The organism is Paenarthrobacter sp. NPDC018779 (genome assembly GCF_044391085.1).
Classification (GTDB): domain Bacteria; phylum Actinomycetota; class Actinomycetes; order Actinomycetales; family Micrococcaceae; genus Arthrobacter.
This window is the reverse complement of sequence record NZ_JBIRZS010000015.1, coordinates 18,146-41,910: the sequence shown is the minus strand read 5'-3', so window position 1 is coordinate 41,910 and position 23,765 is coordinate 18,146. Positions and strand designations below refer to the sequence as shown.

The window sequence follows — 23,765 nt, the reverse complement described above, 5'->3', positions numbered from 1 at the left end:
ATGAAGATCGTTTCCTACGAACACGAATCCGGTATCCGCGGCGGCGTCCTGATCGAAGACACCGTCTATGACCTGGAACTGCTCCTTCAAAGCTCAAAAGTGGCAGTGCACGGAGCCACCACGTCCGTCCGGGAATTCCTGGAACTTTACGGCGACCGGCTGCAGGCCATCTCCGCCGAGGTCAGCGTCTTGGCCGGACAGGATCCGGAAGCACACGTTGGTCCCCGGGCCGATGTTCGCCTGACCACGCCCGTGCCCAATCCCTCCAAGGTTCTCTGCATCGGCCTGAACTACAAGGACCATGTTGCCGAGACCGGCCGCGCGTTCCCGGAGTATCCGGATGTCTTCGCCAAGTTCGCGTCCACCATGGTGGGGCCCGAGGACGAGATCGGCGGCGCGAAGGTCAGCGAAAACCTCGACTTCGAGGGTGAACTGGCAGTTGTCATCGGGCGCAAGGCCAGTGAAGTCACGGAAGAAGAGGCGCTGAACTATGTGGCGGCACTCGCCCCGCTGAACGATGTGACCGCCCGCGACCTGCAGTACCGCGGCACCCAGTGGTTGGCAGGCAAGGCCGTGGACGGGTCAACCCCGTGGGGCCCTGCCCTGGTCACCTTGGACGAAGTGGGCGATCCCCAGAACCTGGACCTCGCAACCCGCGTGAACGGCATCGAAGTGCAGCGCTCCAACACGAGCTACCAAATCTTCTCGATCGCGCGGATCGTCTCCTACCTCTCAAGCTTCCTCACCCTGGAACCCGGCGACGTCATTGCCACAGGAACCCCGCAGGGCATCGGTGCCAAGCGGAACCCGCCTGTCTGGCTGGAACCGGGAGACACCGTGGAAATCGAAATCGACAAGGTAGGTCTGCTCCGCAACACCGTGGGCAAGCCCCAGCTCTAACCCCCTGCAAGCTCTACGAAAGTAATGAAGACCATGAGTGATGTACAAACACAACCAGGCGAGGCCCGGTACCGCATCGCCGTCGACACCGGCGGTACCTTTACCGACGTCGTGGTCGGTTCCAACAGCGGCGACATGGCAGTCGGCAAGGCGCTGACTACCTACGACCGCGTGTTCACCGGCTTCGAAGCCTCGGTCCGCCGCGCGGCCGAGTCTGTTGGCTGGAGCGGCGACGACGTTCTCCGCAACGCTGACGTCATTGTCTACGGCACCACCCACGCCACCAACGCAGTGCTCACCGGCAAGGTCGCCAAAACAGCGCTGCTGACCACGGACGGTTTTGCCGACACCCTGCTGCTCCGCGAAGGTGGCCGCCGCGACGCCTTCGATTCCAAGGCTGCCTACCCGCCGCCCTACATTCCCCGCCACCTGACTTTCGAAATCACCGAGCGCATCTCGGCCGAGGGCGACATCCTGGTGGAACTGGACGAAGAGCAGGTCCGCGAAGTCCTCGGTTCCTTCAAGGAACAGGGCATCGAAGCCGTTGCCGTGTCCTTCCTGTGGTCCATCATCAACGACGCCCACGAGAAGCGGGTTGCCGAGCTGATCAAGGAAATCCTCCCCGGCGTTCCGTACACGCTCTCCAACGCGGCCAACCCCACCATCCGCGAATACCGACGCTCCTCGGCAGCCTCGATCGACGCTTCCCTGAAGCCGCTCATGGCCGACCACCTGGGCAAGCTCCGCTCGGACCTCCAGGAGTACGGCTTCGCCGGCGACCTTCTGGTGGTCACCTCCGAAGGTGCCGTGCTCGACGTCGCCGATGTCCTTGACCGTCCCGTCCTGCTGCTGAACTCCGGTCCGTCCATGGCGCCGCTGGTGGGTGCGGCGGCAGCACCGGACCACGACACCGTGGTTGTCTGCGACATGGGCGGCACCACCTTCGATGTGTCGCTGGTGGAGAACGGCGTGGTCCGCCACACCCGCGAAGCTTGGCTGGGGGAGCCGTTCGTCGGTCACCTCACCGGCTTGTCCTCCGTCGCCGTGTCCAGCATCGGCGCCGGTGGCGGCAGCATCGCGTGGATCGACGGCGGTGGCCTCCTTCGCGTGGGCCCGCAGAGTGCGCGCAGCACTCCCGGTCCGGCAGCGTACGGCCGCGGCGGCGAAGAACCAACCGTCACCGACGCCTGCGTGGCGCTTGGCTACCTCGACACGGAGGGCTTCGAAGGCGGGTTTACCTTGAACCGCGAGGCCGCCATCAAGGCCATCGACACCCGCATTGCCGGGCCGTTGAAGATGGACACCCTGCAGGCTGCCCAGGCCATCCTGGATGTCTCCGCCAACCACATGGCAACCGCCATCCGCCAATCTGCCCTCGAACAGGGCGTTGACCCCCGGGGTGCGCTCATTGTTGCGGGCGGTGGCGCAGGCGCCATGGTCGCAGCGATCATCGGCAGGCTCCTGGAAGCGGACACCGTCCTGATCCCGGCGACCGCCGGCGTCCTGGCCGCCTACGGCGCCCACCGCGCCCCGATCGCAACCGAGTTCCTCTCCCCGCTGCACAACGACACGCGCAGTTTCGACGCCGGTTCGGCCTCCCGCGCTGTGGAGGACCTGACGGCCAAGGCTGAGCTCTTCGTGAAGCGCTTCGACGGCGTAGGCGAAGCGCCCAAGGTCACCTACTTCGTGGATGCCCGGTACCCCGGCCAGGCCTGGGACCTCCGCGTCTACCTCGACGCCGCCCCGGACACCTCCGGTGACGCGGCAGGCATCATCGAGCGCGCCTTCCACGAAGAGCACGACCGCCGCAACGGCACCCACGATCCGGACAGCCGCGTGGAGATCATCACCTGGGGCGTCCGCGTGGAAATCCCGCGTCCGGAGCACACCAGGTCCGAAAGCGAACTCAGCCGCACCGCGGAAATCCACCGCACGGACAGCATCGTCTTTGGCGGCGAACCCTTCAGCACCCAGCGCTACCGCGGCGTGACGCTCGCTCCGCGCGACAAGATCGTGGGACCGGCCGTCATCGACCAGCCCACCACCACCATCGTCGTACCGCCGGAATGGGACGCGACGCTCGATGAACGATCCAACATCTACCTCACCCGTAAGGAGGCGTAACCGTGACCCGCGAATTCGATCCCGTAAAGCTCTCGGTCCTTGCCAACGCATTTGACGGCATTGTCCGCGAGATGACCAGCGGCCTGCTCCGCTCCGCCCGCTCTTCCGTGATCAACACGGCCCGCGACTTCTCCTGCGCCGTGCTGACCGCGGACAACCAGTTGCTTGCCGCGGCTGAAGGTGTGCCGGTGCACGTCTTCGGTGCCGGCCCGCTGGGCGAGGACATGGTGGAACTGCACAAGGACATCCGCGAAGGCGACGCGTTCCTGCACAACGATCCCTACATGGGTAACTCCCACGCAGCGGACCACGTGATCCTGGTGCCCATCTTCATCCAGGGCCGCCACCTCTTCACCGCCGTGACCAAGGCCCACCAGGCCGACTGCGGCAACTCGCTTCCCACCACGTTCTTCGCCACCGCGCGGGACGTGTACGAGGAAGGCGCGTTGATCTTCCCCTGCGTGCGGATCCAGCGCGACTACACGGACATCGACGACATCATCCGCATGTGCCGGTCCCGCATCCGTGTTCCGGACCAGTGGTACGGCGACTACCTGGCCTCCGTCGGTGCTTCCCGCATCGCCGAGCGCCGCATCCACGAACTCGCTGAAAAGTTCGGCGTGGATGACCTGGTGGACTTCGTGGACGCTTGGTTCGACTACTCCGAGCGCCTCACCGCCAGCGCGATCGAGAAGCTGCCCGAGTACGTCCTCCACGGCACCTCTGCCCACGATCCGTTCCCCGGAACCGGTCCGGAGGGCGTCCAGCTGCAGGCAACCCTTGAGGTGAAGCCCAAGCAGGGCAAGGTGGTGATCGACCTGCGCGACAACCCGGACAACCTGCCCAACGGCCTTAACCTCACCAAGGCAACTGCCACCGGCGCCGCCCTGGCCGGCATCCTTTCCGGCATCCCGGAGAACCTGCCGAGCAACGCGGGAACCTTCCGTCGCGTCGAGGTGCTGCTGCGGGACGGTTGCGCGGTTGGTGTTCCCAAGCACCCGTACTCTTGCTCCTCCGGCACCACGAACCTCGCTGACCGCGTGGTCAACATCGTGCAGGCCGCTTTCTCCCAGATCGACGACGGTTACGGCACCGCCGAGGGCGCAGCCGGCCAGGCCCCCGCCAAGTCGGTCATCTCCGGAACGGACGAACGCAACGGCAACCCCTACGTCAACCAGATCTTGGTAGGCGGCGTCGGTGGTCCGGCAACACCGTACGTTGACGGCTGGCCCACCTACCAACGTCCCGTGTGCGGCGCACTGCTGTACCACGACAGCGTGGAAGTGGACGAGCAGCGCTACCCGATCCTGGTCCACGAGCGCACCTTGGTTGCCGACTCCGGCGGAGCCGGCCGCCAGCGCGGCGGACTCGCAACACGTGTCACCATGGAGCCCCGCGGCGAGAGCGTCACCCTCACCTACGGCATCGAAGGCAAGATCAACCCGCCGAAGGGTGTCCGCGGCGGCCACGACGGTGCGGAACCGTCCGCCTGGGTGGAAGACCTCAAGACCGGCGAACGCCGCGAAATTCCCGTGGTGGGCCGCTACGACCTGCAGTCGGGCGAGAAGGTTGTGTCCATCACCCCCGGCGGTGGCGGCTACGGCGACCCGCTGGAACGCGACGTCCTCGCGGTGCTCGACGACTACCGCGAGTCCCGCGTGACCATCGAAGCCGCGGCCGCACACTACGGCGTGGTCATCACCGACGGTGCCATCGACGAGGCAGCCACGGCGAAGACCCGCGAGGAACGCCTGGCCGGCTAGTTACGGCAAGCCATCGCAACCCATCCCGGGGCGAGGTATCCTCGCCCCGGGATGTTCCAACAATCATTAAACGGAGATTCACATGGAACCCATTCGAGTCGGCATTATCGGCGTCGGAAACGTCCTCAACCAATACCTGGACAAGATCGGCGTCCACCCTGACGTCGACATCGTGGCGCTCGCGGATGTGAACCCCGAGGCCGTGCGGAAGCGCGCCGCCGAGTATGACGTTCCCAAAGCACTCACCCCGGACGAGTTGCTGGCGGACGAGGACGTGGAGCTGGTCCTGAACCTCACACCGCCCAAGCTCCACGCGCCGGTCACGCTGCAGGCGATCGCGGCCGGCAAACACGTCCTTTCGGAGAAGCCCTTCGCCACGTCCCTTGAGGAAGCGAAGCAGATCCTGGACGCGGCACGGGAAGCTGGCGTCAAAGTGGGCTCCGCACCCACCACCTTCCTGGGTTCCGGCATGCAGACCAGCCGCAAGCTCATCGACGACGGCTGGATCGGTGAGCCCGTTGCAGCCTTCGCTTCTTTCGCGTGCAGGGGCTACGAGCACTGGCACCCGAACGTGGACCCGTTCTACAGCCCCGGCGCAGGGCCAATGCTGGACATCGGACCGTACCTCATCACCAACCTGGTGAACTTCTTCGGCCCCGTTTCCCGCGTCTCCGCAACCACGCCGCGTTCGTCCGAGACCCGTCCCCGCCCGGGCAAGGACGGTGAAGTGATCCAGATCCAGACCCCCACGCATGTTACGGGCACCCTCGACTTCGAGTCCGGCGCCACAGCTACGGTGATCGTCAGCTGGGACATCTGGAACCACAACCTGCCACACCTGGAGATCTACGGCACGGGTGGCTCGTTGGCCGCGCCGAACCCGGACCACTTCTCCGGCGCTCCCGTGCTGCGCCGCGGCGAGCCGGGCGACCTCGCCCTGGACATGACGCCTCCCGGAGGCGGCGACTGGCGCGAAACGCCCATCACCCACCGCGACGACGCCTACCGCGGCATCGGCCTGGCCGAGTTCGGCTACGCCATCCGCAACGGCGTGGAACCCCGGACGGGCGGAGACTTCGCCTACCACGTGCTGGAAGTCCTCCTCGCCTTCGAGGCCTCCTCGGAGCAGGGCAAGCACATCGCGATCGAAAGCACCTGCGAGCGGCCCCGGCCGCTGCCCTCCGTGGGACCGCAGGAGCCTTACCGCTTCGACTAAGACAAGCGAAAACAAACAGCAGCCGACGGCGGTACGCACGTACCGCCGTCGGCTGCTGTTTTTTGCGTGTCCGGGCAGGTGGCCCGCGTCCCAAACTGGGACACAACTTTGCTTCCCCACGGTGAAAACCTGATGTTCGGGCGAATCGGTTTGCAAATGCCGACGCACCTACGAATTTAGGAGAACGCATGACTAGCACAGCCGCTGCTGATATCGGCACCGAGGTCAATATCGCAGCCGATAAAAAGGCCGTCCGCCGCCGCACTGTCGCACAAGCGATCATCGAGTATTTGCAGGTCCAGTTCAGCGAACTCGACGGCGAACAACGCCGCCTGATTGCCGGCATGTACGGCATCTTCGGGCACGGCAACTCCGTGGGCCTGGCCCAGGGCATCGACGAGTACGGTGTGGACTTCCCGCACTTCCAGGGCAAGAACGAACAGTCCATGGTCCACGCGGCCATCGGCTTCGCCAAGGCCTCCAACCGTGCCGCCACCCTGGCCTGCACCGCTTCCGCCGGTCCGGGATCCACCAACATGGTTTCCGGTGCCGCCACAGCCACCACCAACCGCCTCCCGGTGCTGCTGTTCCCCGCGGACATCATCAACAACCGCTTCGGTGATCCCGTGCTGCAGCAGATCGAGCACCCGGTGGAACGCGACGTGTCCGCCAACGACTGCTTCCGTCCTGTCAGCCGCTACTTCGACCGCATCACGCACCCCGCCCAGTTGCTGTCCACGCTTCCGGAGGCAATGCGCGTCCTCACCGATCCCGTGGAAACCGGTGCCGTGGTGGTTTGCCTGCCGCAGGACATCCAAGGCGCGGAGTTCGACTTTCCGGAGTCCTTCTTCACCCCGCGCGTCTGGCACATCCGCCGTCGCCCGGCTGTTGAGGACGAGCTCCGCGACGCCGCGGAAATCATCCGCAACGCCAAGCGTCCGCTGCTGATCGCCGGTGGCGGCGTCCGCTACTCCAAGGCGCAGGAAGAACTGGCGCGCTTCAGCTCCGAGTTCGGCATCCCGGTATCCGAGACCTACGCGGGCAAGGGAAGCGGACCCATCACCGACCTCAACCTCGGTGCGCTGGGCGTGACCGGAACCGTGGGTGCCAATGAGATCGCCGACGGCGCGGACTGCGTCATCACCGTGGGCTCGCGCCTGCAGGACTTCATCACTGCCTCGCACTCGCTGTTCCAGAACCCGGACGTGAAGTTCGTGAACCTCAACGTGGGTTCGTTCGACGCCCACAAGATGGGCTCGTTCCCCGTCATCGGCGACGCCAGGCTCAACCTGGCCGGCCTGCGGGAGCGGCTCACCGCCGTCGGGTATTCGACGTCGGACGAGTTCCGCAGCGACATCGCGGACGCACGCAAGGCCACGCTGGAAGTGCGCAAGCACGACCTCCAGGCCTTCCCCGGTGAAATCATGAGCCAGGCCCAAGTGATCGACGTCCTCAACAAGCGCACCACCAGCGACGACGCCCTGATCCTGGGTTCCGGCGGTGTGGTTGAAGGCATCCACAAGGCCTGGGACCCGTCCAACGGCACCGAAATCCACTTCGAGTACGCCAACTCCTGCATGGGCCACGAGATCCCCGCAGGCCTGGGTTACCGGATTGCCCGCGATGACGCGCCCGGCGAGGTGTATGTCCTGATTGGTGACGGCACCTACTTCATGCAGCCCACGGAGCTGGTCACGGCCGTCCAGGAACGCAAGAAGATCATCACGATCGTGATCGACAACCGCGGCCACCAGTGCATTTGGCCGCTGCAGGTTGCCAAGGGCGGTCCGGGCCGCGAATTCGGCACCCAGTACCGGGAACGCAGCAAGGAGTCCGGCCGTTTGGACGGGGCAGTACTTGAGTTCGACATTGCCGCCAACGCGGCCAGCATGGGCTGTGCGGCATGGTCGACGACGACGGTCGAGGAGTTCTCTGCCGCCCTCACCGAGGCGCAGGAAGCCAAGGGCCCCGCAGTGATCGTCGCCCGGGTGGAGCCGTGGCGCTACCTGTCCGGCAACGGCGCTTTCTGGGACGTTGGAGCTCCGATGACCTCGGAGCGGCCCGCCACCCTGGAGGGTGCTGCCAAGCACCTCAAGGGCCGTGAGCGCCAGCGCTTCTACGCTGCCACCACCGCACCTGACGCACGCTAGGCGCACCGGGCGGGACCGCTCCATCCAGCGGTCCCGCCCGTTTCTTTTACGGGATTTACTGACCAAGGAGCAATCATTATGAGCGCATTTGCCGTTACTGATCCGGCTACCGGAACCATCCACGCCGAGTACCCCGCCGCCACTGACGCAGAGGTGGAAGCCGGGCTCAACGCCGCCCAGCAGACCTATCAGGACTGGTCACGCACCACCACGGTGGCCGAACGCGCTGCCCTGGCCAAACGCCTCGCGGATCTGTTTGTTGAGCGCAAGGACAAGCTGGCCGCCATCATCAACCGCGAGATGGGCAAGCCGCTGCAGCAGGCCGCCGGCGAGGCCGAGTTCTCCGGCTCTATCGCCGCTGCCTTCGCTGAAAACGCCGAAGAATGGCTCGCCGATGAGCAACTGGAGGTGGCCGACGGGCTGCGGAGTTTCTTCCGCTACCAGGGCCTCGGCGTGATCCTGGGCATCATGCCGTGGAACTACCCGTATTACCAGGTGGCCCGGTTCGCGATTCCCAACATCATCCTGGGCAACACGGTGATCGTCCGGCATGCGAGCCAGTGCCCGGAATCGGCGCTTGCGTTGGAAGAGCTCTTCCGCGACGCAGGCTTCCCGGAGGGTGCTTACGTCAACCTCTTCGCCACTCACCAGCAGATTTCCACCATGATCGCGGACGACCGGGTGCAGGGTGTCTCGCTGACCGGTTCCGAGCAGGTGGGAGCGATCGTGGCTGAACAGGCCGGACGTGCGCTGAAGAAGTGCGTGCTGGAGCTCGGCGGCGCCGACGTGTTCCTGGTCCTGGACACGGACAACGTTGACCTTGCCGTGAAGAAGGCCGTCATGGGTCGCATGGGCAACACGGGCCAGTCCTGCAACGGTTCCAAGAGGATCGTGGTGCTGGACAAGTACTTCGACGAGTTCTCGGAGAAGTTCAAGGCAGCCATCGCCGGACAGTCCTACGAGAACGGCGATTTCGGACCGATGTCCTCCGATTCGGCCACAAAGTTCCTGGCTTCCCAGGTGCAGGGCGCGCTGGACCAGGGCGCCGAGATCCTGGTGGGCAACAATGAGCCCCAGGGCAACGTCTTCACTCCAACGATCATTACCAACATCACCCCGTCCATGGACGTCTACAGCGAGGAACTCTTCGGCCCTGTTGCGCAGCTGTACAAGGTCAGCAGCGACGAGGAAGCCATCAAGCTGGCCAACTCCTCGCCGTACGGCCTGGGTTCGGTAGTGATTTGCGACGACGTTGAGCGCGCCGAGCGCGTCGGCAACCAGCTCGACGTCGGCATGGTCTTCGTGGGTGCCTACGACCTCAGCGGTGCGGACGTGCCGTTCGGCGGCGTCAAGAAGTCCGGCTACGGCCGCGAACTGGGCAAGGTGGGCATGCTGGAGTTCGCCAACAAGAAGCTGTTCCGCTTCGCGAAGTAGTTTTCAGCGCAGCAAAGGAGGCCGGATCGTGGTGATCCGGCCTCCTTCTTTTGCCCCAGGAGCCTAGGCTCCGTACGTCGTCTTCCCCGTGACTTCCGGAACCTCCACCCAAGCGGAAGACTCTGCGCTGCGCAGCGAGGCATCCACCAGTTCCGATGCCGACCAACCATCGGCCACCGAGGGGCCGAGCTGCTTGCCTTCGGCGACGGACCGCAGGAACAGCGCGGCCTCGATGGTCTTGAGGTCGTTGAACCCGATGCCGGGGCCGGCGTTGGGCTGGAAGCGCCCGAATTCGCCGAAGGACGGCGGGGTCATGATGGTCCGGTAACCACTACGGTCCGTGGCGACCTCCAACTGGTTCATGCGCTCAAAGTTCCAGCGGATGGATCCTTCAGTGCCGTAAACCTCCACGATGTATTCGGCGTGCGGGCCGATCGCGACGCGGGTTGTCTCGAACATGCCCACTGCACCGCCCTCGAACCGGGCGAGCATGGCCGTGTAGTCCTCGTTCTCCACCTCCCGGGTCACATCCGAGGCCTCACCCTTGTTGAAGGAATTCGACGACGTTCCGGCCGGCAGCGGACGTTCCTTGATGAAGGTTTCCGTCACCGCGTTGACCGAGGTGATGCGGCCTACCAGGAACTGGGCCAGGTCGAAACCGTGGCTGAGAATGTCGCCCAATACGCCGGAACCTGCGCGCGCCTGCTCGTAGCGCCACGTGAACACCTGCGTCGGGTCCGAGGCATAGCTCGTCAGCAGGCGGATCTGCACGTTGGTCACTTTGCCCAGTGCCCCGGAACGGATCAACCGTCGTGCCTCAGCGATCGCCGGGGTGTGCCGGTAATTGAAGCCCACTGAGGTGATCAGCCCGGCGGCTTCGGCGCCCTGGGCGATCTCCCGGGATTCCCGGGCGCTGCGGCCCATGGGCTTCTCGATCCAGAAATGCTTGCCTGCCTCGATGGTGGCCAGCGCGATCTCGTGGTGCAGGAAGTTGGGGGAACAGATCGAGACGACATCGACGTCCGGGTTCTCCAGCACCTTCCGGTAATCAGTAGCCGTTTCCTTGTAGCCGAGAGCATCCTCGGCATGCTGACGGCCGGAATCATCAGGATCCGCGGCGATCACAAGCTCGGGGTGGCGCGGCAGTTCAGGGAAGAACTGCTTGGTGGCGAGGTAGGCGCGGGAATGCAGGCGCCCCATCCACCCCACCGAGATGAGGCCAACGCCAATGCGGTTCTGGTCTTCCAAAGTGGACTCCTTAGTTAGTGCCGCTCTTCGGCGGTGCTGTGCCGCGCAGAAAGGCGGCATCTGCGGATCAGCCTATGAACGCAAGGAGTGTGCGCTGTGTCTCAATCTGAGACATCCGGCGAAGGCCTCCGGCTGTTTGAGTAGAACGTACTAGTCCAGTAACGCCAAGAAAGAGGAGCCCGTCGACGATGATGGAGCGCAGCACGTGGAATCGGACGGAACCCTTGCGGGTGCTCGTCACAGGCGCGACGTCCGGCGTCGGCGAAGCGACCGCAAAACTCTTCGCAGCACGGGGTGCGCGGGTGGCCGTATTGGGTCGCCGCACCGGAGAGCTGCAACGGGTTGCGGAGGAGATCGACGGCGGTGCGCACCAAGTGGTTGCCGACGTCGCCAGCGCCGAATCGGTCCGGAACGGGGTCCGGGGTGCCATCCACGCCCTCGGTGGGCTCGACGTTGCAGTCAACGCCGCGGGGGTTGCCGGCTACGCGGCACTGGAGGACCTGGATGATCGCCGCTGGCGTGAAGTGCTGGACACCAACCTCTCCGGCACCTTCTACGTCGCCCGGGAAGCGGGGCTGCACCTGCGCAGGTCCGGGGGAGGGGCAATCGTGAACGTCGCCTCGGATCTCGCAACGATGGGCGTGGCCGGGCTGGCCCACTACTGCGCAGCCAAGGCCGGCGTCGTGGGCCTCACCAAGGCGCTCGCCTTGGAACTGGCGCCCCATGTCCGGGTCAACGCCGTGTGCCCGGGCCCCATCGATACCCCCATGTTGCGGTCAGGCCTGGAATCCGAGGCGGACCCCGTCCTGGCCCTGCAGCAGAAGGAAAGCACCGTGCCGCTGAACCGCCTTGCTGACCCGGAAGAAGTAGCGGCAGCCATCTACTTCCTGGCGGTGGACGGCACCTTCGCCACTGGTACCAGCATGGCGTTCGACGGCGGCACGTCTGCCGCGTAGCAGCCTCACCCAAGACTTCACAACACGAACAAACCAAGGAGTTCCGAAAGATATGCCTGAGTCGAACTACAACGATCTCCGCAGTGCACACTGGTTCGCACCGCACGACCTCACGGGATTCGTGCACCGTACTGCCATCCAGGCCGAAGGCTTCTCGCGCTTCGCCATCAAGGACCGGCCGGTCATTGGCATCGCAAACTCCTGGTCGGAGCTGGTCAACTGCAACATCCACTTCAAGCTGCTTGCGGATGCCGTAAAACGTGGTGTTCTCATGGCCGGCGGTTTGCCGCTGGAGTTCCCCACCATCTCCTTGGGCGAAAGCCTGATGAAGCCCTCGGCCATGCAGTTCCGCAACCTGATGGCCATGGACGTTGAGGAATCCATCCGCGCGTACCCGCTGGATGCGATCGTGCTGCTGGGTGGTTGTGACAAGACGGTTCCGGCACAGCTCATGGGAGCGGCCAGCGCGGACATTCCCACCATCATGCTGACGGGTGGCCCGCAGGAACCGGCGTACTTCCGGGGCAAGCAGCTGGGCGTTGGCACGGACACGTGGAAGTACGCGGACGAACTGCGCGCGGGCAAGATCACCGAGGTGGACTTCGATGAACTCGAGTCCTCTGCCAAGCCCTCCGCTGGCCACTGCAGCGAAATGGGCACGGCCTCCACCATGACGTCGCTCGTTGAAGCGCTGGGCATGTGCCTTCCCGGCACTGCGTCCATTCCCGCCGTCGATTCACGCCGCGGGCAGGCAGCGGAAGCCACAGGCCGCCGGGCGGTGGAAATGGCCTTGTCGGGTCCGAAGCCCAGCGAGATTCTGACCGAGGAAGCCTTCGACAACGCCATCACCTTGCTCATGGCGGTGGGTGGCTCGACCAACGCAGTGGTTCACCTTTTGGCCTTGGCCCGCAGGGTCGGCTACGAACTGCAGCTGGACCGCTTCCACGAGATTTCCCAGCGGACCCCTCGGATCGTCAATGTCCGCCCGTCCGGCGAGTACCTGGTGCAGCAGCTGTTCCAGGTGGGCGGCATCTCCACCGTTCTCAAGGAACTGGCGCCACTCTTGAACAAGGATGCAATCACGGTCACCGGTGAGTCCCTCGAAAAGGGCTACATCAACGCACCCGAACCGGACGGCGTCGTCGTGAGCAAGCTTGAGACGCCCTTTGACGCATCAGGAGGCATCGCCGTCGTGCGTGGTTCCCTGGCCCCCAACGGTGCCGTGATCAAGCGCAGCGCCGCCTCCAAGGACCTGCTGCAGCACAAGGGCTCGGCGATTGTCTTTGACGACATTTACGATCTCGGACGGCGGATCGACGATCCTGACCTGGACATCACCGAGGACTCGGTCCTGGTGCTGCGCAACAGCGGTCCCGTCGGCGCGCCCGGCATGCCGGAGTGGGGCATGCTGCCCATCCCGCAGAAGCTGCTGCGCCGCGGCATCCGCGACATTGTGCGCATCTCCGACGCCCGCATGAGCGGCACCGCATTTGGCACAACCGTGCTACATGTCTCGCCCGAAGCTGCGGTGGGTGGTCCGCTGGCGATCGTCCGTGACGGCGATCCGATCGTGCTGGATGTCGAGAACCAGCGGCTGGACCTGGATATCCCCGAGGAAGAAATCGAGGCCAGGCTCGCGGAGCTCAAGCTGCCCGAGCCCAAGTACCGCCGCGGCTATGGACGCTTGTTCATCGACCACGTGAACCAGGCGCACGAAGGCTGCGACTTCGACTTCCTCAAGGGCCTGCCGGATGAGGAGCCCCAGCGGTTGCCGTACGGCCTGATGAGTGGATGGCAGGGCGGCTGGTAGGAGGCCGCTGGCACCCCATGTAGACATCAAGGGCCGCTCCCGTGGGAGCGGCCCTTCGAAAAAGGAGAAGATATGCCACGACCCAAAGTGATTGTTATTGTCCAGGAGGGCCGTCCGGTGCCTCCCGTGGAGCGATTGAAGGACGAAGCCGACGTGGTGGTGGTCCGGACGGCCGACGAGTTCCGGGCCGCGCTGCCTGGAACGGAGATCCTGTTCCTCAACGACTTCCGGACCAAGCTGCTGCGCGAAGTGGGTCCGGGTGACCTCCGCTGGATCCACACGTCCAGCATCGGCGTGGACAGCCTCATGACTGAGGAGATCATCAACAGCGACATCGTGGTCAGCAACTCGCGGGGCGTCTGTGAACGCCCCATAGCTGAGTGGGTCCTGGGCGTTCTGTTGATGTTCACCAAAGACCTGCGCCGCACCATCGAGCTGCAGCAGGCGCGGACGTGGCAGCACCGGGAGACCGAGCCGCTGCTGGACCGCAAGGTGCTGGTGGTAGGGCCAGGTCCGGTGGGACGCGAGACCGTGCTGTTGCTGCGCGCAGCGGGCATGGATGTCTCTGTGGTGGGCCGAACCGCACGTGAGGATGCTGAGTTGGGCGCCATTGCCTCCTTCGACCAACTGGACGCACTCCTTGGAGAGGCTCAGGACGTGGTGCTTACGGTTCCGCTCACCGAGGAGACCCGAGGACTGTTCAACGCGGCCCGCTTCGACAAGATGCGTCCGGGTGCTCGCCTGGTGAACGTGGGCCGTGGGGCCGTGGTGGTGGAGCAGGACCTCCTCGATGCGATCGACGCGGGGCATCTGGGAGCTGCGGCTTTGGACGTGTTTGAGAACGAGCCCTTGGCGGCCGAAAACCCGCTGTGGAGCCGCAACAACATCCTGGTGTCACCCCATGCTTCCGGGGATCTGATCGGATGGCGCGGGAAGGTTGTGGACTGCTTCGCGAAGAACCTCCAGCAGTGGAAAGCCGGCCAGCCACTCAATGATGTGGTGGACCTGAAAAAGCTGGGCGGAACCGCTCCAAATGCGGTGTCCCAAGCTGGTACAGTGCTCCCACAATCCGCGTCGGTAGTGTGATTCAGCACTCTAAATTTCGTGACGAGGATTACATGTCTAGCTCAACAAAAGGGAAGCCGATAACGCCTACCCAGACCCAGGAACACAAGCTCAGCGGCAACATGGGGGTGGGCGAGCTCGTGATGAACGTGCTCGCCTTCTCCTCCCCGCTGACCACCGTTGCGGGCACCTTGCCCGTGATGCTCCTCTTCAGCGGCCACACCGCTCCCGGAATCTACCTCCTGGTCACCCTGATGCTGCTGATCTTCTCGGTAGGTTTCGTCAAGATGAGCCGGAGCGTCGAGGCGCCCGGCGGCTTCTACTCCTTCGTCACCGCGGGCCTCGGCAAGCCTGCGGGTCTTGGCGGGGCCCTCCTGGCCCTGGTGGGGTACGTCTTCATCGGTTTCTTTGCGCCGTCCCTGTTCGCCCTCACGCTGCAAAGCTTCGTGGTGAATACCCTGGGTGGCCCGGACATCCCGTGGTACTGGTACGGGCTTGGCATCATTGCCGTCACAACCCTGCTGGCCTACAACCGCATCGACCTGTCCGCGAAAGTACTGACGGTCGTCATGCTGCTTGAATCGGCCGTCGTCATCATTTTCGACGTCGCCGCGTTCGCTTCCGGTGACGTTTCCCAGGGCGTCGGGTTCTCCATGCCGTGGATAACCGACGCCGGCCTGGGCCTCGCGCTGCTCTTCGCTGTTGGCAACTTCTTCGGCTTCGAAGCGACAGTCATTTACCGCGACGAGGTCAAGAACCCGGACCGGACCATTCCCCGGGCAACCTACCTGGCCGTCGTCGGCATTGGCCTGTTCTACGCGGTTGCGGCGTGGGCATACACGGCCTTCCTGGGAGCGGACAACGTCCAGGAAGAGGCCAAGGCGAATACCGTGAACCTGTTCAACGACGGTGCTACGGCGCTGGTGGGCAAGATCTTCGCGGACATCGGCGTCGTCCTGCTCATCACCTCCATCCTGGCCTCGATGCTTTCCATCCAGAACATCGCTGCGCGGTACAGTTTCTCGCTTGCCGCTGACGGCGCGCTTCCGAAGGCCCTGGGCCGGGTGCACCCGCGGCACAAGTCCCCTTACATTTCGGCAGTGGGCGTGGGTCTTGTCTGGGCTGTGGCCACCGTGGTGTTCACTCTGGTGGGAGTTGCTCCCGAGGCCCTCTACCCGATCGCCAGTGGCAGCGGCACGTTCTCTGTCCTGCTCCTGATGTTCATCACAAGCTTCGCCGTGTTGGTGTACTTTGTCCGCCGCCGCAGTTTCGCTCCGGAATCTGTGTGGAAGACCATTGTGGCGCCGATAGTCAGCGTGATCTTCCTTGGCCTGATTACCTACCTGGCAATCGCGAATTACCCTGAGCTGATCGGCGGCTCCATGGTCATGACGGCCATTTTCATGACGTTCACTTTCGCCTTGTTCATTGGCGGAATTATCTACGCGAATTTCCTGCGCTCGAAGCGTCCGGATGTTTATGCGCGCCTTGGCCGGCAAAAGATCGAGCAATAAACCACCTCAATATCTGGAGACCTGCAATGACGCAACAGATCAGGGTTGGCCTGTTCGGGACCGGCAGGATCGGTCAAGTGCACGCCATGAGCCTTGCAACACTCGAAGAAGCAACGTTGGCCTGGGTGTGCGACCCCTTCATTGAGGGCGCCAAGCGGACGGCCGCCGAGTTCGGAGGCCGCGTCAGCGACGATCCGGAGGACGTGTTTGCTTCCGGGGAAGTCGATGCCGTTATTGTCGCCTCGCCAACGGCCACCCACGTGGACTTGATCGAACAATCGATCGACGCCGGCATCCCGGTGCTGTGCGAGAAGCCCATCGACCTGGAGATCGGACGGGTCGACGCCCTCCGGGCCAAGGCGGCGGCCACGGATGTACCGATCGCCCTGGGCTTCAACAAACGCTTCGACAGGCACTTCGTGGAGCTCAGGCGGCGTGTGGGGGCGGGTGAGATCGGTGCCCTGGAGCAGCTGATCATCACCAGCCGGGATCCAGGGGAGCCCCCGGCGGCCTATCTGCCCCAGTCCGGCGGAATCTTCCGGGACATGACCATCCATGACCTGGATATGGCCCGTTACTTCATCCCGGACATCGTGGAGGTCTCGGCCCGGGGCGCCAACGTCTTCAGCGACGGCATCCGGCAGGCGGGCGACTTCGATTCCACCGTGGTTACCCTCCGGGGTTCCAAGGATGAACTCGTGACCATCTTCAATTCGAGGCATTCCGCGTATGGCTACGACCAGCGCATCGAGGCCTTTGGATCCACCGGCTTGCTCCAGGTGGCCAACAAGAACGACAGTCTGGTGCGTCATTGGGGCGCCCGGTCTGTCGAGGGGACAGGGCCGTACCAAAACTTCTTCCTGGAGCGCTACGCGGAGGCGTACCGGCTTGAGGTCGCCGAGTTCCTCCGCGCGGTCCGTGGCCTTCCCTCCCGGAGCCCCGGCTTCGAGGACGGCCGTGCTGCCTTGATCCTGGCCGACGCGGCGGAGAAGTCTGCCCGGACCGGAGCTGCCATAGCAGTGGAGCTGTCCGCGTAGCCCTTTGACTGCCCGGTTTGGGCACGGATTCTTTCGCAACAATCCGTGCCTGGACCGGGCTTTGTCCTTTTAACGACTTATCGGCTTAACCGCCAAGAATTGTTTCCCACAGCAACAATTCCGGCAGGTCCGTGTTCCAAAGTGGCACACATGCCGGGTTATCCAATCCGTCAAAGTTCAAGTAAGTGAAACAGTGTGGCGAAGGTCACGCAGTTATGGGGCTTTCTTGAATGACCCCGGAATCTGCAAAGTCGAACAACGTTGTTTGATGGTCCATCGCCAAAGGTGTTTCACCGGTTCATTTGCATGGCCCTATCAAACGAGGATGAGATGACCGACGCACCACCGGCGACAACTCCATTGGTCGCCCTAAAGGACATACACAAGACATTCGGGGCGGTGTCCGCACTGCGCGGCGTCAGCATCGATGTCATGCCCGGCGAAACCTTCGCTCTTCTTGGAGACAACGCCGCCGGCAAATCAACGCTCATGAAAGTGCTGACGGGTGTCTACCAGCCCGATCGGGGCTCGATCGAGCTGGACGGGAAGGCCACCGCTTTCCCCACCCCCTCGGCGTCCCGGGACCAGGGCGTCGAGATGGTCTACCAGGACTTCGCCCTGGCCGACAATCTGGATGTCCGGACCAACATCTTCCTGGGCCGCGAGCCCCAGAAGAACATTCTGGGTCCGCTGTTGCGGATCATCGACAGGAAGAAGATGGAATCCGAGACCAAGCGCGTGCTGGAGCGCCTGGACATTCCCATCAACCCGCGGCTCAAGGTGAAGCGACTCTCCGGCGGCCAGCGGCAGGCTGTGGCGATCGGACGCGCACTGGCCTTCGACGCCCGGCTGATCATCATGGACGAGCCCACCGCGAACCTTTCGGTGGCCAAGGTGGACAAGCTCATTGAGGTCACCCAGCGGCTCAAGGACCTGGGCATCGCGGTCATCATCATCACGCACCGCCTCGACGAAGCCTTCGCAGTGGCGGACCGCTTCGCCGTCATGCGCCAGGGCCAGGTAGTGGGACGCTTCCGCGTGGGCGAGGTCTCCGAGGCCCAGGTGGCCCACCTGATCTCCCACGGCACACTGGACGACTACGTCGACACCGGGAGCGGCATTCCCGAGGACCGCCGCAAGATCGGAAGCACTTCATCCATGGAAACCGTTGATGCCTTCTCCGCACGCGGTACCACCAACGGGAGCGACTCATGACCATCACCATGGACAACCTCAAGACCAAGCTGGGCCCCGCCGACCTCAAGGAAGGCCTCACCGCCACCAAGGTCAAGCGGTTCATTGGCGACTACGGCATCATCATCCTGTTCGTGGTGATCCTCGTCTTCCTCGCTGCGGCAGCACCGAACTTCCTCACGCTGAACAACATCGTGAACGTGGTCAGGCAGTCTTCCATCATCGGGCTGATCGCCCTGGGAATGACCTTCATCATGATCACGGCAGGAATCGACCTGTCCGTGGGATCGGTGGTGGGCCTGGCCGGCATGACCTTCGCCTTGCTTGCACCCGCCAGTGGCGGCGCCTTCTGGCTGCCGCTGATCGCCGGCCTGGGAGTCGGCCTCCTGGTCGGCTTCCTCAGCGCAGCGATGGTGGTTTGGGGAGCCATCCTTCCCTTCCTGGCAACGTTGGCCACCATGGCCATAGCCCGCACGGCGGCGCTCGTGATCACTGACGGCCAGGTTGTCTCCGGCCTCAGCGGTCCGGCCGAGTGGCTCGGATCCGGCTTCCTGGGCCCCATCCCGGTTCCCGTGATCATCTTCCTGGTGGCGGCCATCATCTGCGAGTTCGTGCTGAGCCGCACCAAGTTCGGTTCCCACGTCTACGCCGTGGGTGGCAATGAGGAATCAGCCAAGAAGGTCGGCATCTCAACGGGCCGGGTGCTCTTCATGGTCTACCTCATCGGTGGCGTCACGGCCGCACTCGGTGGCCTGGTCCTCACTGCCCGTCTCGACGGCGCCGCGCCGGTGGCAGGTACCGGTTACGAACTCCAGGTGATTGCCGCCGTCGTCATTGGCGGAACGAGTCTCTTCGGCGGCGTCGGCACCATCCGCGGAACCGTCATCGGCGTGCTCCTCCTGGGCGTGGTGATGAACGGCATGAACCTGATGGGCGTTTCCTCCTACTTCCAGCAAGGCGTCCAGGGCGTGATCCTGGTGCTCGCCGTCCTGCTGAACCGCTGGAAGTCGGACTAACCAAAACACAGGCAACAACAATCTCCCAACGCACAGACAAAACCACTGAAAGGAACAACCATGGGTATGCGACGTAAGATCGCCGCGGCGGTCGCCATGATGGCAGCGGGGGCACTGACCCTCACCGGCTGCGCGGGAAGCAGCAACGCGACCAGCAGCGGAGGGGCGGCCAAGACCTACAACATCGGCGTTGTGGTCCTTGACCTGCAGGACCCGGACCTGGCCCACATGACCGACGCCATGAAGAAGACGGCTGATGAAAAGGGCGTCAAGCTCAACATCACCGACTCCAAGAAGGACGTTGGCAGCGAGCTGAACCAGGTTGAGGACCTCCTCACCCGCCAAGTGGATGCCGTGATCATGCAGCCCCTGGATGGCGATGCCAGCCAGAACGCGGCCAAGCGGGTCATTGCGGCCAATATCCCCCTGTTCATCCTGTCCACCGAGTTCGCTGAGGGCTCGGATGTTGGCTACAAGAGCTACATCGGCGTGGATGACACGGTGGCCGGCCAGATGCAGGCCGAATACCTCAACAAGCTGATGCCCAACGGCGGAAACCTCGTGTTCGCAGCGGGCATCTACGGCGCCTCGTGGACCGATCGCCGTAAGAACGGCTTCGACAAGACCATCAACAAGAACTTCAAGATCGTGGCGGAATTCCAGGCCAAGGGCAGCCGCGATGACGCCAAGCGCAACATGGAGGACACCCTGCAGCGCTTCCCGTCCGGCCAGATCGACGCGGTTGTGGCCAACAACGATGAGATGGCCATCGGTGCCGCCTCCGCCATTGCCGACGCTGGCCGCACTGCCGAGTTCAAGGCCGTGGTGGGCGTCGACGGCACCGAGCCGGCGCTGCAGGACATCAAGGGTGGCACCATGTCAGCTACCGTCCGCCAGGACTCAGCGGGCCAGGGCGTCAAGGCTGTTGAGGTGGTCACCGACTTCCTCAACGGTGGAAACGTGGACAACCGCTACACGCTGCCGTTCACGCTCATCACCAAGGACAACCTGTCCGAGTTCCTGAAGTAGCCTCTTCCGAACAAAAGCACGGGCACAGCGGATCCCTCCGCTGTGCCCGTTCTGTTTTGGCACATTCCAGCAGGGTGCGGGCCTGCCTAAACTTCCAGCGGACCACTACGAATTGGAGACGGCCAACATGCCCCATGGTGACGACGGAGACACGAAAGTAGAGCAGTTGCTTGCCGCCCTGCGCGGGCAAGGCATCGAGGTGGATGACTCCCCGCGACGGCTCTCCGAATACTCCTACGATGCTTCCAACTACCGTGTCCGGCCCGCCGCCGTCGCCTTCCCCGCGAGCGTCAAAGACGTCAGGAAAGTGTTGCGCGCCTGTTCCACGCTTGGCGTCCCGGTCACCGCGCGCGGCGGCGGAACGTCCATGGCGGGCAACGCAATTGGCCAGTCGTTGGTGATCGACCTTTCGCGCCGCTTGACCAGCATTGAAACTCTCGACGGCGGTGCGGCGGCGGTCTGGGCGGACGCCGGCGTCGTCCTCGGCGAACTCCGCTCCTACGTCGAGAAGGCGAGCGGCGGGGAGCTGACCTTCGCCCCGGATCCTTCGTCCATGACCCGGGCCACCATTGGCGGCTCCATCGGCAACGACGCCTGCGGAAACCACTCGGTGGCCTACGGGCGAATGACCCAGCATGTGCAGGAAGTAGAACTGGTTACGGCGGACGGAGCGCACCTGCATGCGGGACGCGACTTCCTCCGGGCCGTGGACGCGGGTGACCAGCACTCAGTAGCCCGGGCCGAGGAACTATTGGCGGCCTTGAAGGATTTGGCCCAAGCCAACCTGGCCCCGCTCAGGGTTGAGCTGGGAAACATTCCCCGGCAGGTCTCCGGCTACCATCTGGGACACCTCCTGCCCGAGAACGGCCTGGATGTGGCGGCCGCCCTGGCAGGCAGCGAAGGCACGTGCGCGCTGGTGGTCCGGGCCAAAGTGGGATTGGTGCCGAAGCCCCGGACCACGGCACTCCTGTGCCTCGGCTACGCGAACACCATCGATTCGGCCCGTGATGTGATGACCATCCTCGCGGCCAAGCCAAGCGCCATTGAAGGCCTGGATGCCTCGATTGTGGACATCATGCGCCACCGCCGGGGTGCCGCCAGCGTGGACTCCCTCCCGCAGGGCAAGGCGTTCCTGATGGTCGAGTTCCCTGCGGACACCATGGAACAAGCCGCCGCTGACTGCGACCGGCTGCTGGAGAAACTCAAAGCTGACGGCCGCGTGGTGGACCACGCAATCGTCACCGAGCCGGGAGAGCGGGCCAAGCTCTGGCGGGTCCGCGAAGACGGCGCCGGGCTTTCCTCCCGCAGGATCGACGGTGTCCAGACGTGGCCCGGCTGGGAGGATTCCGCTGTCGCTCCCGAGCGCTTGGCGGACTACCTCGCGGAACTGCTGCCCCTCGTGGAGCAGTACGGCTACACCGCCTTCATGTACGGGCATTTCGGTGCGGGCTGCGTGCACATGCGCCTCGACTACGACCTCCGAAGCGATGCTGGCCGGGAGTCCTTTGAGAACTTCACCCGCGAAGCAGCGGCCCTCGTGGTGGCTCACGGCGGCTCCCTTTCCGGGGAACACGGGGACGGCCGGGCACGCAGCGAACTGCTGGACGTGATGTATTCGCCCGCCATGGTGGGCATCTTCAGGGCGTTCAAACATCTCTGGGATCCTGCCGGAATCCTGAACCCGGGAATCATCGTGGATCCCGAGCCCTTCGCTGCCTCCCTGGCTCTTGAGGGCGTGCCCCTGCCAGGCCCCGCCCACGGCGAGGCGGCCGCGGTGCCGGGTGCCGCCGTCGTGCCTTCTTCCGAAAGCCGAAGCCTGCTCCCGGTGGCGAGCCCGTTCGTCGGCAACACCCACGCGTGCATCGGTGTTGGGCGCTGCAGGGCAACGACCGGTGGTTTCATGTGTCCCAGCTACCGCGCCACGAAAGACGAGAAGGACTCGACGCGGGGCCGGGCGAGGGTCCTGCAGGAACTTACCCGGACCAAAGGCACAAGCCACGGCGGCTGGTCCAGCCCCGAGGTGCGGGAAGCCCTGGACCTCTGCCTTTCCTGCAAAGCCTGCTCGGCTGACTGCCCCACGGGGGTGGATATCGCGGAGGCCAAGTCGGAATTGGTGGATGAGCACTACCGCGGCAAGATCCGGCCCTTTACCCACTATTCGATCGGCTGGCTGCCGCGGTGGCTGCCGCTGTTGACGCGCATCGCACCCCTCGCCAATGCGGGGACAGGCTTCCGGCCGTTCCGTTGGGTGGGCGAAAAGTTGGGCGTCAGCGCACGACGGCGGCTCCCGGATTTCGCCCCGTCGGCTCGCATACGGCGGCGGGTCCGGGAAGCCCAGTTCGCGGACAACGCTGACATCCTGCTGTTCATCGACAGCTTCACCCGCGCCTTCCGTCCCGAGGTGGTCCCTGCCGCAGCCCGGGTGCTGCGCGACTCTGGTCGTTCTGTGGGGTGCACGCCGGACGCCTGCTGTGGACTGACGTGGATTTCCACCGGTCAGCGCGACGGTGCCCGGCGCCGGTTGGCCCGGTTGATCAGCAGGCTCGACGATGGCACGGACCGGGACATTGTGGTGCTGGAGCCCAGCTGCGCGGCGGCCATCCGCGACGAGGGGCCCAAGATGGTGGGCGGTGCAGCTGCCTCGCGCGTGGCCGCCCGGGTCCGCTCGTTCTCCGTGGCCATCGACGAAGCGATCAAGCGTGGCTGGAAGCCGTCCGCGGCTCCGCCCGAAACGGCTGTCCTGCAAACCCACTGCCACGAACACGCAGTCTTCGGGGCAGGTGCCCAGAAACGGGTCCTGGAGGCGTGGGGAGTGCCGAACGTCGTGGAATCGTCGTCGTGCTGTGGAGTGGCCGGAAACTTTGGCTTTGAGGCGGAGCACTTCGACATGTCCATGAAGGTGGCCGAACACTCCATCGTGCCGGCGCTGGACAGCAGTGACGGGCTCGTACTCACCGACGGGTTCAGCTGTGCCATGCAGGTTTCGCAGATTGACCCCGATCGCTCCAGCAAGCACCTGGCGATTGCCTTGGACCCGCTGAGTGCCCGATGGACGGAGGACTAAGTGGTGTACGTCGGCATTTTCCTCATCCTCGTAGCCGCCGGATTGCGCCTGGCGGGCGGGCATTTCGCGGGATCGTCCCGTGAAGCCCGGGCCACGGCCAGCTTTCGGGGCGTCCATGCGGTTCCCTTGGGAGCCGCGGCCTTCCTGGTTGCTGCGAGCGGTGTTTTCATCGTCGCTGCGGGCATCAGCCTTGGCTGATTTCGGCCCATGCAGACCGCGTCCGGAGGGTGTCCCAACCGTGTCCC

At 64.4% G+C, this 23,765-nt stretch carries 17 protein-coding genes; 16 read left to right on the top strand and 1 reads right to left on the bottom strand.

The window, feature by feature from the left end:
• The 6 genes from ACH488_RS15320 (at position 1) to ACH488_RS15295 (ending at position 9,587) form a co-directional block, all read left to right on the top strand.
• Complete coding sequence (locus ACH488_RS15320; RefSeq protein ID WP_397325415.1) at positions 1–900, top strand: fumarylacetoacetate hydrolase family protein; 900 nt, start codon at positions 1–3, stop codon at positions 898–900.
• A gap of 33 nt (positions 901–933) precedes the next feature.
• Positions 934–3,024, top strand: a complete 2,091-nt coding sequence (locus ACH488_RS15315; RefSeq protein ID WP_397325414.1) for a hydantoinase/oxoprolinase family protein — start codon at positions 934–936, stop codon at positions 3,022–3,024.
• A 2-nt stretch (positions 3,025–3,026) separates the two neighbouring features.
• The gene (locus ACH488_RS15310) at positions 3,027–4,787 is read left to right on the top strand and encodes a hydantoinase B/oxoprolinase family protein (RefSeq protein ID WP_397325413.1); all 1,761 of its coding nucleotides are present in this window, start codon (positions 3,027–3,029) and stop codon (positions 4,785–4,787) included.
• 82 nt (positions 4,788–4,869) lie between these two features.
• Complete coding sequence (locus ACH488_RS15305) at positions 4,870–6,003, top strand: Gfo/Idh/MocA family protein (RefSeq protein ID WP_397325412.1); 1,134 nt, start codon at positions 4,870–4,872, stop codon at positions 6,001–6,003.
• Positions 6,004–6,191: 188 nt separating this feature from the next.
• Positions 6,192–8,153 (top strand): 3D-(3,5/4)-trihydroxycyclohexane-1,2-dione acylhydrolase (decyclizing), encoded by a 1,962-nt coding sequence (gene iolD, locus ACH488_RS15300; RefSeq protein WP_397325411.1) that lies wholly within the window; start codon positions 6,192–6,194, stop codon positions 8,151–8,153.
• Between the two features lie 78 nt (positions 8,154–8,231).
• Entirely contained in the window at positions 8,232–9,587 is a 1,356-nt protein-coding gene (locus ACH488_RS15295; RefSeq protein WP_397325410.1) for an aldehyde dehydrogenase family protein, read from the top strand.
• 63 nt (positions 9,588–9,650) lie between these two features.
• Here the strand turns inward: ACH488_RS15295 and ACH488_RS15290 are convergent, their stop codons facing one another.
• Positions 9,651–10,835, bottom strand: coding sequence for a Gfo/Idh/MocA family protein (locus ACH488_RS15290; protein ID WP_397325409.1), 1,185 nt, complete (start codon positions 10,833–10,835; stop codon positions 9,651–9,653).
• Between the two features lie 188 nt (positions 10,836–11,023).
• Here ACH488_RS15290 and ACH488_RS15285 point away from each other — a divergent pair, with 188 nt between their 5' ends.
• From ACH488_RS15285 to ACH488_RS15240, 10 genes are all read left to right on the top strand, one after another.
• Positions 11,024–11,791, top strand: a complete 768-nt coding sequence (locus ACH488_RS15285) for an SDR family NAD(P)-dependent oxidoreductase (protein WP_397325408.1) — start codon at positions 11,024–11,026, stop codon at positions 11,789–11,791.
• A 52-nt stretch (positions 11,792–11,843) separates the two neighbouring features.
• On the top strand, positions 11,844–13,601 hold the full coding sequence (locus tag ACH488_RS15280; RefSeq protein WP_397325407.1) for an IlvD/Edd family dehydratase: 1,758 nt from the start codon (positions 11,844–11,846) through the stop codon (positions 13,599–13,601).
• A 72-nt stretch (positions 13,602–13,673) separates the two neighbouring features.
• Complete coding sequence (locus ACH488_RS15275; protein ID WP_397325406.1) at positions 13,674–14,687, top strand: D-2-hydroxyacid dehydrogenase; 1,014 nt, start codon at positions 13,674–13,676, stop codon at positions 14,685–14,687.
• Positions 14,688–14,719: 32 nt separating this feature from the next.
• Positions 14,720–16,180 carry an APC family permease gene (locus ACH488_RS15270; RefSeq protein WP_397325405.1) on the top strand — a complete coding sequence of 487 codons (1,461 nt, stop codon included), beginning with the start codon at positions 14,720–14,722 and terminating at the stop codon, positions 16,178–16,180.
• Between the two features lie 26 nt (positions 16,181–16,206).
• Positions 16,207–17,217 (top strand): inositol 2-dehydrogenase, encoded by a 1,011-nt coding sequence (gene iolG / locus ACH488_RS15265; protein ID WP_397325403.1) that lies wholly within the window; start codon positions 16,207–16,209, stop codon positions 17,215–17,217.
• 399 nt (positions 17,218–17,616) lie between these two features.
• A complete protein-coding gene (locus ACH488_RS15260; protein WP_397325402.1) occupies positions 17,617–18,432 on the top strand; it encodes an ATP-binding cassette domain-containing protein in 816 nt (271 codons plus the stop codon).
• Positions 18,429–19,427 carry an ABC transporter permease gene (locus tag ACH488_RS15255; protein ID WP_262276854.1) on the top strand — a complete coding sequence of 333 codons (999 nt, stop codon included), beginning with the start codon at positions 18,429–18,431 and terminating at the stop codon, positions 19,425–19,427. Before ACH488_RS15260 ends, ACH488_RS15255 begins: the two co-directional genes overlap by 4 nt.
• A gap of 60 nt (positions 19,428–19,487) precedes the next feature.
• Positions 19,488–20,456, top strand: a complete 969-nt coding sequence (locus ACH488_RS15250; protein ID WP_144663151.1) for a sugar ABC transporter substrate-binding protein — start codon at positions 19,488–19,490, stop codon at positions 20,454–20,456.
• Positions 20,457–20,583: 127 nt separating this feature from the next.
• Positions 20,584–23,520 carry an FAD-binding and (Fe-S)-binding domain-containing protein gene (locus ACH488_RS15245; protein ID WP_397325401.1) on the top strand — a complete coding sequence of 979 codons (2,937 nt, stop codon included), beginning with the start codon at positions 20,584–20,586 and terminating at the stop codon, positions 23,518–23,520.
• Positions 23,521–23,718 carry a hypothetical protein gene (locus ACH488_RS15240; protein ID WP_397325400.1) on the top strand — a complete coding sequence of 66 codons (198 nt, stop codon included), beginning with the start codon at positions 23,521–23,523 and terminating at the stop codon, positions 23,716–23,718.
• Positions 23,719–23,765: the final 47 nt, after the last annotated feature.